This is a genomic window from Glycomyces niveus (assembly GCF_017592475.1).
In the GTDB taxonomy this organism is placed as follows: Bacteria; Actinomycetota; Actinomycetes; order Mycobacteriales; family Micromonosporaceae; genus Glycomyces; species Glycomyces niveus.
Map to the genome: position 1 here is coordinate 399,260 of NZ_JAGFNP010000002.1, position 12,270 is coordinate 411,529.

Annotated in this window: 13 protein-coding genes; 8 read left to right on the forward strand and 5 right to left on the reverse strand. The window is 72.3% G+C overall.

Annotation, left to right across the window (positions count from 1 at the left end; all coding sequences use genetic code 11):
* Nucleotides 1-64: 64 nt before the first annotated feature.
* The 3 genes from J5V16_RS04780 to J5V16_RS04790 form a co-directional block, all read right to left on the reverse strand.
* Complete coding sequence (locus J5V16_RS04780) at nt 65-1,015, reverse strand: DUF4232 domain-containing protein (RefSeq protein ID WP_208494916.1); 951 nt, start codon at nt 1,013-1,015, stop codon at nt 65-67.
* Between the two features lie 48 nt (nt 1,016-1,063).
* The gene (locus tag J5V16_RS25390) at nt 1,064-2,233 is read right to left on the reverse strand and encodes a PP2C family protein-serine/threonine phosphatase (protein WP_208494917.1); all 1,170 of its coding nucleotides are present in this window, start codon (nt 2,231-2,233) and stop codon (nt 1,064-1,066) included.
* A gap of 109 nt (nt 2,234-2,342) precedes the next feature.
* On the reverse strand, nt 2,343-2,846 hold the full coding sequence (locus J5V16_RS04790; protein ID WP_208494918.1) for a DUF1269 domain-containing protein: 504 nt from the start codon (nt 2,844-2,846) through the stop codon (nt 2,343-2,345).
* Nucleotides 2,847-3,081: 235 nt separating this feature from the next.
* Between J5V16_RS04790 and J5V16_RS04795 the strand changes: the two genes are divergently transcribed.
* The 5 genes from J5V16_RS04795 (at nt 3,082) to J5V16_RS04815 (ending at nt 8,402) form a co-directional block, all read left to right on the forward strand.
* The gene (locus tag J5V16_RS04795; protein WP_208494919.1) at nt 3,082-4,062 is read left to right on the forward strand and encodes a sulfite exporter TauE/SafE family protein; all 981 of its coding nucleotides are present in this window, start codon (nt 3,082-3,084) and stop codon (nt 4,060-4,062) included.
* Between the two features lie 159 nt (nt 4,063-4,221).
* The gene (locus J5V16_RS04800) at nt 4,222-6,111 is read left to right on the forward strand and encodes a hypothetical protein (RefSeq protein WP_208494920.1); all 1,890 of its coding nucleotides are present in this window, start codon (nt 4,222-4,224) and stop codon (nt 6,109-6,111) included.
* 60 nt (nt 6,112-6,171) lie between these two features.
* A complete protein-coding gene (locus tag J5V16_RS04805; RefSeq protein WP_208494921.1) occupies nt 6,172-6,360 on the forward strand; it encodes a hypothetical protein in 189 nt (62 codons plus the stop codon).
* Nucleotides 6,361-6,451: 91 nt separating this feature from the next.
* A complete protein-coding gene (locus tag J5V16_RS04810) occupies nt 6,452-7,096 on the forward strand; it encodes a class I SAM-dependent methyltransferase (protein ID WP_208494922.1) in 645 nt (214 codons plus the stop codon).
* A 742-nt stretch (nt 7,097-7,838) separates the two neighbouring features.
* A complete protein-coding gene (locus tag J5V16_RS04815) occupies nt 7,839-8,402 on the forward strand; it encodes a 3'-5' exonuclease (protein ID WP_208494923.1) in 564 nt (187 codons plus the stop codon).
* 5 nt (nt 8,403-8,407) lie between these two features.
* Here J5V16_RS04815 and J5V16_RS04820 read toward each other — a convergent pair whose 3' ends face one another.
* Nucleotides 8,408-9,283 (reverse strand): hypothetical protein, encoded by an 876-nt coding sequence (locus tag J5V16_RS04820; protein ID WP_208494924.1) that lies wholly within the window; start codon nt 9,281-9,283, stop codon nt 8,408-8,410.
* 59 nt (nt 9,284-9,342) lie between these two features.
* Nucleotides 9,343-9,849 carry an O-acetyl-ADP-ribose deacetylase gene (locus J5V16_RS04825; protein WP_208494925.1) on the reverse strand — a complete coding sequence of 169 codons (507 nt, stop codon included), beginning with the start codon at nt 9,847-9,849 and terminating at the stop codon, nt 9,343-9,345.
* 199 nt (nt 9,850-10,048) lie between these two features.
* Between J5V16_RS04825 and J5V16_RS04830 the strand changes: the two genes are divergently transcribed.
* Genes J5V16_RS04830 through J5V16_RS04840 form a run of 3 tightly spaced genes read left to right on the forward strand, consistent with a single transcriptional unit; the run spans nt 10,049 to nt 12,267 of the window.
* Nucleotides 10,049-10,810, forward strand: coding sequence for a DeoR/GlpR family DNA-binding transcription regulator (locus J5V16_RS04830; RefSeq protein ID WP_208494926.1), 762 nt, complete (start codon nt 10,049-10,051; stop codon nt 10,808-10,810).
* Complete coding sequence (locus J5V16_RS04835) at nt 10,807-11,799, forward strand: 1-phosphofructokinase family hexose kinase (RefSeq protein ID WP_208494927.1); 993 nt, start codon at nt 10,807-10,809, stop codon at nt 11,797-11,799. Before J5V16_RS04830 ends, J5V16_RS04835 begins: the two co-directional genes overlap by 4 nt.
* 18 nt (nt 11,800-11,817) lie before the next feature.
* A complete protein-coding gene (locus J5V16_RS04840) occupies nt 11,818-12,267 on the forward strand; it encodes a PTS sugar transporter subunit IIA (RefSeq protein ID WP_208494928.1) in 450 nt (149 codons plus the stop codon).
* Nucleotides 12,268-12,270 lie beyond the last annotated feature (3 nt).

Consider the following 12,270-nt stretch of genomic DNA (forward strand, 5'->3'; position numbering starts at 1 on the left):
GCCTCAGACGGACCGATGGCGGCGGCGCCGATGCGCCGCCGCCATCGCCGTGCGGTCTACCGCATCACCGCCAGGCGGTGACCTCGATTTCGCGGGTGGTGCCCAGGTCGATCGGGGCCTCGGGGCCGACCGTCTCCAGCGGCGAGCCCTCGGCGTAGCCGACGAGGATCTCGGTCGCATTGACGACGTCGCCCTCGTCCGCGGACTCGACCGTGTTGCGCCACAGCATGCCCGCGCTCACCGTGTCGCCGGGCGCGAGGGTGATCGCCGTGGGTCCGGGGTCCTGGAGCGTGTCCGAGCCGTGGCGGACCTCGATCTCGACGCCGGGGACCTCGATCACCGGGTAGCCGTTGATGGCGATGTCCTCGGTGCCGCAGTTGACCAGTTCGATCCCGGCGGAGCGCACGCCCATCGCGGCGCTGCCCTGCGTGACGGTGACGTGGAAGCCGCCTTCGGGACAGGCCGGTTCTTCGGGCCGGTCGGTCGCGGGCGCGACCGGTTCGGCCGGCGGGATCGCCGGTTCGCCGGCGACCTGCCAGGCCCCGAGGTCGAGCACGTGGTCGGTGTTGAGCTGGACCGGTTGGGCGAGTTCGAGTTCGTATCCGGCGTAGACCGGGAGCGCGTTGATGAGGAACCGGTCGACGTCCATCACCTCGCGGGAGCGCGTCGCCTCGACCCACGAGAGCGGCGCGACCGCGGCCTGGCCGGGGTCGACCGTGATGGACTCCTCGACGTTGGCGTCGCGGGGCGCGAGGACGTTCCCGCCGAAGACCCCGACCTGCGGCATGCTGTCGAGCAGCAGCGGTTCGGTGCCGCAGTTGACGAGGCCGATCGCCATGAACACCCGGTCGGCCACCTGCCCGGTCGGGGTGAGCGACATCTGGATGCCCAGGTCGTCGCATTCGGTCGAGGTCGCCGCGGCTGCCGGCGGCCGCTCCTCGTCGCCGCTGCATCCGGCCGCGGCGAGGGCGAGGACGGCGGCGATCAGTGCCAGTGGCCGGGCGGTGCGTCGCATGCGGTTCCTTCGGTCGTTCGGGTTTCCACCCTCCCTAACGCCGAGCACCTAGCGCGAGGTTGCACCGGGGGCCTGGATGATGAGGACGGTGAGGTCGTCGGTGCGCTCGTAGCCGCCGCTCTGGAAGTCGGCCTTGAGTTTGCGGTGGAGCCGGTCGGGGTTGCGGACGCCGGCGGCGACGTGGGCGTTGATCCGCTCGACGACCGGGAAGGTCTCCCCGGCGGCGTTGCGGCTCTCGATGAACCCGTCGGTGAAGACCACGACCAGGTCGCCGGGCATGAGCGTGGCCTCGCGGATCTCGGTGCGCTGCAAGCTGAAGTCGGCGAGCCCGAGCGGGGGCATCGGCCGGGCGCCCAGGGGCTGCGCGGAGCCGCGCACCAGGAGCGGGGCGGGGTGGCCGCACAGGACGACCCGGATCGTGTCGAACCGGGGCGTGATCTCGATGAGCGCGGCGGTGGCGAACGACTGCTCCCATTCGGTGCGGGACCGGTTGTGCATGCGCACCCGCCGCTCCATGCGCGCGGCCAGGACGTGCAGGTCGGGGTCGTCGAGCGAGCGCTCCCGGAAGGTGCCCAGGAGCGCTTCGGTGAGGTGGACGGTGGTGAGGCCGTGGCCCTGCACGTCGCCGACGACCGCGCGGATCCCGAGGTCGGTCTCCTGCACCTCGTAGAAGTCGCCGCCGACGAGGCCGGGGCTGCCGTCGTGGGTCCGGTAGGCGACGGCGACGCGCGCGCCGCCGACATGGGAGGGCAGTTCGGGCAGGATCGCGGTCTGCACGGCCTCGGCGACGAGCGTCATGTCGAGCAGGCGGAGCACCATCCGGTTGCGGACCCACGCCAGGGCGGTGCACAGCACGCCGATGATCGCCACGGGCGGCACGTCGTGCCAGGACGACGAGGGGTAGGGGAGCAGGCCGAGCGCGTCCTGCCCGACGCTGATGACGGCGATGACGAACAGGGTCGAGCAGGCGGTGGCGACAGGGCCGTTGACGAGAGCGGTGAAGGCGGGCAGGAGCACCACGGCGAAGTCGGCGTACTCGGCGGCGGTGTCGTCGAGGAACGCGATCGGGAAGGTCGCTGCGAGGAGGATGTAGGGCATGAGCCGCAGGACGAGGACCGATCCGGGCTGCCCGGCGGCGAGTCGGCTCCAGGGGCTCTTGGGCGGCACATAGGACCGGAAGTACCCCTGCATCTCCGGCCCGGCCGGCTTGCCCTTCACGGGGAGAGCGTAAGCGGCACCGTCTGAATCCCGGCCTTGAACAGTGAAAACGGGTCCTGGACGCGCGAGAGCGGACGGGGGCCGCTCCCGTCCGCTCCGATGCGCTCTTCTATCTGCCGGCGCCGGTGGCGGCGTCGATGTGCTCGCGCAGGCGCGTCTCCTCCTCGGTGGAGAGGTTCGTGGAGATGAGCTTGCCCTGGTACTGGCCGTGGAGCTCTTCGAGGACCTTGTCCTCGGTCATGGACCGGACCAGCACCACGAGGGCGGCGGTGCCGGGAGCGAGATCTCTGCCGAGGTCCTTCATGAACGTGTCGTCCACGCCGATGTCGGTCATGGCCCCGCCCGCGGCCCCCGCGGCCGCGCCGACGGCCATGCCGAGCAGGGGCGCGAAGAACAGCAGGCCGATGAGGCCGCCCCACAGCGCGCCGCCGGCGGCGCTGACGCCCACGAGGGAGTTCGCCTGGTGGAGTTTGACCTTGCCGTCGTCGCGCCGCTCGACCACGACCGCGTCGTCGAGCTTGATGATCTCGCGCTTCTGCATGTCGGCGAGTTTGCCGAGGACCGTCTGCGCGGTGGGCACGTCGGGATAGGCCACGGCGATGAGCTTGCTCATGCGTCTTCCTCTCTGCGGGCCGCCGTCGGCGGCGTCTCGCCCGATTCTGTCCCCCTTCGACGGGACTCGCCGGGAAACGCCCGCCAAACTCCGGCCCGGGAGGCGGCTGCGAACCCTTCGGACGGGGTATTCCCGCTAGGCGGGACCGGCGGTTGACGTTCACCGGCCATGCAATCTATATTTCCCATAGATTTGGTAGAGAAATCGTTCCGGTCATCACTCGGAAGGCTCGCTCGTGCGCTCGCTCGTCCTCCTCGGCCTCGTCGGCCTGGCCGCCCAACTCGTCGACGGCTCCCTCGGCATGGCCTACGGCGTCACCTCGACCACGCTGCTGCTCGCGATCGGCGCGAACCCGGCGGCCGCCTCGGCGACCGTCCACCTCGCGGAGATCGGCACCACCCTCGCCTCCGGCGCCTCGCACTGGCGCTTCGGCAACGTCGACTGGAAGGTCGTCCTCAAGATCGGCATCCCGGGCGCGATCGGCGCCTTCGCGGGCGCCACGGTCCTGTCGCGGCTCTCGACCGAGGTCGCCGCCCCGGTCATGTCGATCATCCTGCTCTCCCTCGGCCTCTACCTGCTGATCCGCTTCACCGTGCGCGGTCTCGACCGAAAGAACCTCGGCAAGCCCCTGCGCAAGCGGTTCCTGGCCCCGCTCGGCCTCGTCGGCGGCTTCCTCGACGCCACCGGCGGCGGGGGCTGGGGCCCGGTCGGCACGCCCGCGCTGCTCGCCAGCGGCCGCATCGAGCCGCGCAAGGTCATCGGCTCGATCGACACCTCGGAGTTCCTGGTCGCGCTCGCGGCTTCGGCCGGCTTCCTCGTCGGCATCGGCAGCGCCGGCATCGACTTCGCGTGGGTCGGCGTGCTCCTGCTGGGCGGCCTCATCGCCGCGCCGATCGCGGCCTGGCTGGTCCGCCACATCCCGCCGCGCGTGCTCGGCTCTGCCGTCGGCGGCGTCATCGTCCTGACCAACACCCGCACGCTGCTGCGCAGCGACTGGATCGCCGCCCCCGGCGGCGTCGCGATCGCGGTCTACATCGTCATCGCCCTCGCCTGGGTCGCGGCCGTCGCCTATTCGGTGCGCCGCCACCTCGCCGAGCGCGACGTGGGCGGCCCCGTCCTCGACAAGGCCAACAACCCCGCCGACAATCCCGAGACCGGCCCCGTCGCCGTCGAAACGCCTGCCCGCGTAGACGAACCGGCCGCCGAGACCGCTTGATTCGAACGCCGTCGCGGCCCGCACCGACCACGGTGCGGGCCGCGGCCGTCTCCGCTCCTCCGAGCCACTGTCCCTATTGGATTTGGATGACGACGGCAAAGTGAACTTCAAGTAGCATGTTGCCTCAACGTGGCCGTGAGCTGGACCGTTGGAGGCGCCGTGACGCAGTTCTACCAAGCTTTGCTCCGGGACGGAGGGCCCCGGCTCGGGCCCCGGCTGCGGCGGTGCTTCGCCGCATGGGCCGGCGTAGAGGACGACGGCGACCCCGCCTTCGAGCACGCCAAGGGCCGCACCCGCACCGCGCTCGCCGACAACGAGCTCTGCGGCCGGTACGTCCACGACGGCCCCGCCGGCGAAGGCCGCCTCCGCACCACTGCGACCTGGGCCGCGGGCCGCAAGGGCGCCCCCGGCTGGGTCCGAGTCACCGTCGAGGGCGACCTCGACCAGGCCGACGTGACGGCCCCGGGGTTCATGCCCGCCTTCCTCGCGACCGGCCGCGCCACCGACGGGGCCGTCCCGGTGGAGGCCGGGCCGCTCGTCGTCGGCCCCGAGGAGGTCAAGGAGCTCACCCGCTGGCTCGCCCGGGCCGACCGCGGCGTGCCGGTCATCGTCCTCACCGTCGACCGCTCGGACCCGAACCTGGTCGCCGCCTGCGCCGACCACCTCGCCGAGACCCTGTCGGGCATCGCCGTCGTCGCCCGCCTCTACGACGCCCGCACCCAGGACGACCTCAACGCCTGGCTCGGGGGCGACCTCAGCGTCTTCGGCGGCGGCCTGCGCACCTACCTGCCGGGCGTGCGCCCGGGGGAGGAGACGTACGCGATGCGCCACCAGCCGCGCGGCGGCGGCGCGATACGCGACCAGGGCGTCCGCTCGCTCGAAGTGGTCGTCAAAGGCGTCGTGGAACTCTCGGTCCACCGCCCGCTCCCCACCGACGTGCGCCAGACCGAGCCCCGCGTCGCCCGCATACTCGCCGGGGCCTTGCCGCCGGGCGAACTCCACGCCGCCCCGCCCAGCCCCGCCGCGATAGCCGTCCCGCGCGGGCCGCGCATACCCAGGCCCGCCGCACCGGTCGAACCCGAGGCGCCCGCAGCCGAGACACCGCCGCCGCCCGAACTGACGACACCCGAACCGCCGCAACCCGAACCTGAACCCGTCGAGCCCGTCGGCGACCACTCCGCCGATCTCGCCGACGAGATCGCCGCGAAGCTCGCCGACCGCCTCGACGACAGCGTCCTCGAAGCCCTCGTCGACATGGCCCGCGGCGGCGACTCCGAGACCACCGCCCTCATCAAGACCATGTCCGCCCACCTCGACGCCCTCACCCGCGCCGTCGAGGCCGCCGGACTCCTCGCCCCCCGTGCCCCCAGTGCGGAGCTCGAACGCCTCCGCGGCCAGTACGACCAGCTCGAACTCGACTACACCGAACTGCAGGAGCACGAGCGCAAGGCCCAGGACCGCATCCGCTGGCTCGAGGGCCGCCTCGCCGAGCACGCCGACCCCGTCTACGGCCTCCAGGCCGAGGCCGGCGACGACGGCTGCTGGGAGGCCGAGAGCCTCATGGACGTCGTCCAGCGCGCCCGCAAGCAGCTGCGCCGCCTCGACCTCCCCGACGCCCTCGACACCGAGGTGTCCAAACTCGACGTCATGTACCCGCGCCAGCGCCGCCGCTGGACCGGCCGCACCTGGGACGCCCTGCGCGCCCTCGACGCCTACGCCGCCGCCCGCGCCGAGGACCGCTTCACCGGCGGCTTCTACGACTGGTGCGCCCGCCCGCTCCCCGGCGCGCCCATCATCACCCCGGCCATGGTGTCCATGAAGGAGTCCGATTCGGTCTCGGGCAACCCGAAGTACCACCGGGCCAGGGTCTTCCGCGTCCCGGCCGAGATCGACCCGTCCGGCAGCGTGTACATGCCCTCCCACATCAAGCTCCAGCAGGTCGGCTCGCCCGCGCCGCGCATGCACTTCCTCGACGACGCGGGCGGACCCACCGGCAAGGTCTGGATCGGCTACCTCGGCGACCACCTGCCCAACACGCGGACCAACTGACGCGCGGCGCATCGGCCCGGCTCCTCCCGTAGGCTCGGGGCAACCCCGGGAGGAGCCTCGATGGACTTCATGCGCCGCAACGCGAGATGGATCGCCCTGATCGCCCTGCTCGTGGTCCTGGCGCCGTTCATCGCGCAGATGTTCAACGCCCTGTTCGCGGTCGACACCCTGCTGGTGGCCGTGATCCTGCTGGGCGCCATCGCGGTCGCCGTCGTGGTCCTCGCCCGCTCCTCCAACGGCGAGGACTGACCGCGGCGACGGACCCACGGCCGGGCGCGGTGTGGCTAGGCTCGAGACCGGGAGCGTCCCCGACGGCACGCACCCGGACGAGAGGACACCCATGGCACGCCGCAAGCGCCCCCTGTTCGCCCGCTGGTATCCGGGCCTCGCCGCGTCACTGGAGACGCGGGGTCTGGGTGAGCGGCGCCGCCTCCTGCTTGCCGGGCTCACCGGCCGCGTCCTCGAGATCGGCTGCGGCCACGGTGTCAACTTCCCGGTCTACCCCGAGGCCGTGAGCGAGCTCGTAGCCGTCGAACCCGAGGAGCGCCTGCGTGACCTCGCCCGTGAGCAGGCGGCGGCGCTCGACCGCGTCGTGACCTTGCTCGACGGCCAGGCCGAAGCGCTGCCCGTCGAAAGCGGCTCGTTCGACGCGGTCGTGACCACCCTGGTCCTGTGCTCGGTCGATGACGAGGACCGGGCGCTCGCGGAGATCCACCGGGTGCTCAAACCCGGCGGCGCGCTGGTGTGCCTGGAGCACGTGGCCTCCGCCAACCGGGCGATCCGCTTGGGCGAGCGCGCGTTCGACGCGGTGTTCTGGTCGCACGCTTTCGGCGGCTGCCACACCGGCCGCGACACGGGCGCGGCCATCGCCAGGGCCGGGTTCGAGACCAAGGATCTCAAGCCGAGTCGGTACCCCGACCTGCCATTCCCGCTCTCAGTGAGCCCGCACCTGATCGGGACCGCCCGCAAACCCGTACAGCTCTAGCACCGCGGTCAGGGCAGGCGCCGACCAGGCGCGCGTCGTAGAGTCATCCCTTCTTGCCAGTCGGAACCGACCGGAGAAGATGAATTGCAAATTAGGACCTGCCGGTCCCGCACTGTGCTCCGCCGTACCCGGCGACCCCTCGGCGCCGCAACCGCTCGCGGCCGCCATCGCGATCGCGGTGTCTCACTCGCCATCAGTGGCCGGAGGCCGCGGCGACCACTGCGAGCTCTCATGATGGGCAGCATCATGCGCAAGGTCATCTTCGTGGCATTCGCAGTGTTCGCACTGATGTTCGCCGGTATGTCGACCGCGTGGGCCGGCAGCCCACACTTCGTCAAGCGATTGTCGTGCGACTTCGGCCTGCCTGCCGGGGTCGCATTACGCCGCCCCGCGTGGCAGCCCGGCAGGCCCGTCTCGGCCGTCGAGGGAGGCGTCTACAACCCGCAAGGCGCCATGCAACGGCTTCCTCTCCGGCCTCGCCGACCATCGGCGTCCGGGCGGCGAAGGCCGACTGGTCCTTTCCGGCCTCGCCGAGCACCTCGACCTGCACACACACGCGGAACTGCTGGAGGCCATCGCTAACGCCGTCCTGCGTGTCGGCGGCCGACTCGAGACCCGCCCCATCCACCCCGGCACCGAGCGGAGCCCTGACTCCCCGCGGACGCCCGCCGGGAGGCGACATCGCTGTGGGCGGCCCGAAACCATTTGAGCGGGCGCGCATTCGCGGCATACCCTGCACGGCATGGACTTGCCGCAGCACCTGCTGAACGTCGTCGATGTCGAGGCGACCTGCTGGGAAGGCCGGCCGCCGCCCGGCGCGGTCAGCGAGATCATCGAGATCGGCCTCACCGTCGTCGACATCGCCCGGCGCGAACGCCTCTCCAAGCACCGGATCCTGGTGCGGCCGAAGCGGTCGACGGTGAGCGTGTTCTGCACCGACCTCACCGGCCTCACCCAAAGGGAGGTCGACACCGGCGTCGAGTTCGCCGAGGCCTGCCGCCTCCTCGGCGCCGAGCACCGCGCCGACTCGCGGCCGTGGGCGAGCTGGGGCGAGTACGACCGCCGCCAGTTCGAGCGCCAATGCCGGGCGACCGGCACCCGCTACCCCTTCAGCAGTCGCCACACCAACGTCAAGCTCCGCTTCACCGAGGCCCGCGGCCTGCGCCGCCGCCCCGGCATGGCCGAGGCGCTGGACATCGCGGGGATGCCGCTCGAGGGCCGCCACCACTCCGGCGCGGACGACGCCTGGAACATCGCCGCGCTCGTCCTCGACCTCGCCGCGGACGGCGAATGGCCCGAGGGCTAGGTTGCTCAGGCGATGCGGCCGTAGGCCTGCAGCGTCGCGAGGGTCCCCCGGGTCAGGTACCCGCCCCATTCGTGGGCGACCACGGGCGTCCACATCTGGAAGTTCGGCGCCCAACCCCCTTCGGGGCCTTGGGTGTCGATGAGGTGGTCGAGGTGCCGGTCGATCTCGGCCTCGCTGAACAGGCTGCGGGCCATGGACTCCGGCGTCGGAGCGAGGTCGAGCGGGGAGTGGTTGTGTCCGGGCTCGTCCGGGTCCAGGGTCGCGCTGGCGCGCAGTGACGGGCCCAGGCGCTCGAACTCTGCGGCGGCCCGGTCGCGGTCGGGGACGCGTTCGAGGAAGCGCAGGACGCACATCGCGTCGTAGGCGCCGACCTCGTCGAGGCCGCCGATCGCCCGCCAGCAGAACTCGGTGGCCGACTCGAGCCAGGGGTGCTTGACGTGGTGGGCGTGGAGGAGCCCGGCGATGGGCGCGGTCGGGTTGAGGGCCGCGGGCGGGCGATCGCCCTGCGGCTGCCACCAGGGGCCGCGCTCGTCGTCGAGGACGCTCGGCAGCACCCACGGCACGCCGCCGTCCTCAGTGGAGTTCACTTCGAGCCAGGCGCAGGCGGCGAGGACGATGGCCTCCTCGAAGGCGCCGACGTCGTCGAGGGCCCAGAAGGCGGCCTCGACGCCCTGTGGCTGGCTGCCCGCGCCGCGCAGGTCCGGTTCGATGGCGTGGCCGAAGCCGCCGTCGGGGTTCTGGTAGGACCGCACGGCGTGGACGACCGGTCCGGCCGGGCCGTCCTCGAAGCGGTTGGCGTAGCGGGCCCGGTCGATGCGGCGGGCGTTGAGGACCAGGTACCGCTCCGCGGCGGCGAACGCGTCCTTGCTGAGCGTCTTCATCTTCGGGCCCCTTCGGTGCGGCTGCGGTGCAGTCTCGACCGTACCGGCCGGGTGCGACGTCAGCGGGCCGCGCGCTGGAATGCGGCGAGGACGTCGTCGTTGAACAGGACGAACCGGATGTCCTCGACGCTGGTCGCGGTCTCGCGCACCGTGGCGACGGCGATGTCGGCGGCCGATTCGGCCGGCCAGCCGTATACCCCGGCCGAGACCGCCGGAAACGCGATCGAGTCGGCGCCGAGCCGGTCGGCGAGCGCGAGGGACTCGCGGTAGCAGGAGGCCAGGAGCGCGCTGCGGTCCTCTTCCTTCGAGTAGACGGGTCCGACGGTGTGGATCACCCACCGGGCGTCGAGGCGGCCGGCGGTGGTCGCGACGGCCTGCCCGGTCGGGAGCCCCTTCCCGTAGTGGGAGCGGCGCAGGTCCTGGCATTCGGCGAGGATCGCCGGGCCGCCCGCGCGGTGGATCGCGCCGTCGACCCCGCCGCCGCCCAGGAGCGCGGAGTTCGCGGCGTTGACGATCACGTCGACGTGCTGCTCGGTGATGTCGCCGCTCAGGATTCGGATGGCCATGCCCGCATTGAAGCACGCGTGCGCGGGCGCGGCCCGGGCCCCGTCGTTTCGGCGCCCCGCGGCCGGACCCGGCAGTACCGTTCGAGGTCACGGGCTTGTTATGCACTCGCAACGCGTCCACGCCCCCGCTACGCGTTGACAAAGCAACAAGCAGCCATGTATAACCAAATAAATCCAAGTGAAACGGGGGTGAAACCACATGTTCGCGGAAGAGCGACAGCAGCGCATCGCCGAACGTGCGCGCACCGAAGGGCGCGTGGACGTCGCGGCCCTGGCGGCCGACTTCGCCGTCACGACCGAGACCATCCGCCGCGACCTCACCGCCCTCGAGCGCCAAGGCGTCGTCAAGAAGGTCCACGGCGGCGCGATCCCCCTCGAGCGCATCGGCTTCGAACCCACCGTCGCCGCCCGCGACGCCGTCCAGACCGCCGCGAAGGAGCGCATCGCCGCCGCCGCCCTCGCCGAAGTCCCCGACGAAGGCGCCATTCTCCTCGACGCCGGCACCACCACCGCCCGCATCGCCCAGTCCCTCCCGGCCGACCGCGACCTCACCGTCGTCACCAACGACGTCCTCATCGCCTCCCTCCTCGCCGCCAAACCCCGCCTCACCGTCCTCATCGTCGGCGGCAAGGTCCGCCGCCGCACCATGGCCGCCGTCGACGACTGGGCCCTGCGCGCCCTCGCCGAGACCTACGTCGACGTCGCCTTCATGGGCGCCAACGGCATCAGCGTCGAACGCGGCCTCACCACCCCCGACACCGGCGAGGCCGCCGTCAAGCGCGCCATGATCGGGGCCGCCCGCAAGACCGTCGTCGTCGCCGACCACACCAAGGCCGGCAACGACTGCCTCGCCCGCTTCGGCACGCTCGACCAGGTCGACGTGCTCGTCACCGACACCGGACTCGACGACGACCTCGCCGCCGACTTCGAAGCCGCCGACCTGAAAGTGGTGCGCGCATGATCGTCACCGTCACCGCCAACCCGAGCCTCGACCGCACGATCGAGGTCGACCGGCTCCGGCGCGGCGAAGTGCAGCGCGCCGTAGGCGACCGGGTCGACCCGGGCGGCAAGGGCGTCAACGTCTCCCGCGCGCTCGTCGCCAACGGCCACGCCACCCGGGCCGTCCTCATCAGCGGCGGCCACGCCGGCACCGAACTGCTCGACCTCCTCGCCGAAGCGGGCGTGCCGATCATCGAAGTGCCGGTCTCCCAAGGGGTCCGCTCGAACCTCACCCTCGCCGAAGCCGACGGCACCGTCACGAAGCTCAACGAGGCCGGGCCGGTCCTGCGGGCCGAGGAGATCGAAGAACTGCTCGACGCCGCCATCGCCGCGCCGCCGAACTACGCCCTCCAGACGCCCTCGAGCAGCATCGACCGGCCGACCGCCTGGATCGCCGGCTGCGGGAGCCTCCCGCCCGGCGTCGGCGCCGACTTCTACGCCCTCCTCGTCGACCGAGCCCGCGAAACCGGGGCGGCCACCGTCATCGACACCTCCGGCGCGGCACTGGAAGCGTGCCTCGCCTCCCGGCCCGACCTGGTCAAACCCAACCTCGAAGAACTCGCGGAGGCCGCGCACACGCCGATCACCACACTCGGCGACGCGGTCGCCGCCGCCGAGGCGCTGCGCGAGGCCGGGGCCGGAGCGGTCCTCGCCTCGCTCGGCGCCGAGGGCGCGATCCTCGTCGACGACGCGGGCGTCTGGCACGCCCGCGCCCCGCTCGCCGGACCCGTCGCCAGCACCGTCGGCGCCGGCGACGCCGCCCTCGCGGGCTTCCTCGCCGCCGGCGGACACGGCCCCGACGCGCTGGCCGCCGCCGTCGCCTGGGGCACCGCCGCGGTCGCCCTGCCCGGCAGTGTGATGCCCGGCCCGAAGGACATCGACCTCAGCGCCGTCCAAGTCGTCCGGGACCCGGACGCCGACCACGTCTTGAGCTCGCCCGAGGCGAGCTGAACCGAAGGAGCACAGCCAATGTCCGATCTCATCACCGCCGATCTGATCGACCTCGACCTCCGCGGGGCCGACCGCCACGAGGCCACCGCGGTGCTCGCGGGCCTCCTCGCCGCCGCCGGGCGCGTCACCGATGTCGACGGGTTCCTCGCCGACGTGCGCGCCCGCGAAGAGCAGATGCCCACCGGCATCGAAGGCGGCATCGGCATCCCGCACGCCCGCAGCGCCCATGTGACCGCCCCCAGCCTCGCCTTCGGCCGGGCCGCCCAGGGCATCGACTTCGGCGCCGAGGACGGCCCTGCCGACCTCGTGTTCCTCATCGCCGCACCGGAAGGCGGCGGCTCGGAGCACATGACCATCCTCGCGTCCCTGGCGCGCAAGCTCATCCACGCCGACTTCAAGACCGCGCTCCGCGAGGCCCCCGACGCCGAAGCGGTCGCCGCCCTCATCAAGCAGAACCTGCCCAGTTAAAAA